The 317-nt window shown below is 34.7% G+C and carries 1 protein-coding gene; it reads left to right on the forward strand.

Features of this window, described 5'->3' with window-relative positions; all coding sequences use genetic code 11:
• Positions 1–317: IS3 family transposase (locus LKW28_RS22870; protein ID WP_229142711.1), on the forward strand; the 317-nt coding region annotated here is incomplete at both ends.

The raw sequence follows: 317 nt of genomic DNA on the forward strand, positions 1-317 counted from the left end.
ACCGTTACTTCCATTTTAAAAGTTTTAGGGATTCCACGTGCTAGCTATTATCGTTGGACTAAAGGGTTTGGTGAATATCGGAATGAACATGAAGATTTAATTATTGAAATCTGTAAGGCTACTAAATATAGAAATGGTCATAGGAAAATTAGAGCTATTCTAAAGCGAGAACATCATATTCATCTTAATAGGAACACAGTTCAAAACATTATGCAGAAGCATCATTTGCAGTGTAAGGTGAAACCAAAACGCAAGTGGAAATCGCAGGGAGAAAGTGAAGTCATTGTACCTAATATTCTTAATCGTGATTTTAGTGC

Origin of the sequence: Bacillus sp. REN16 (genome assembly GCF_020731355.1) — a bacterium.
Lineage (GTDB): Bacteria > Bacillota > Bacilli > Bacillales > Bacillaceae_L > Ferdinandcohnia.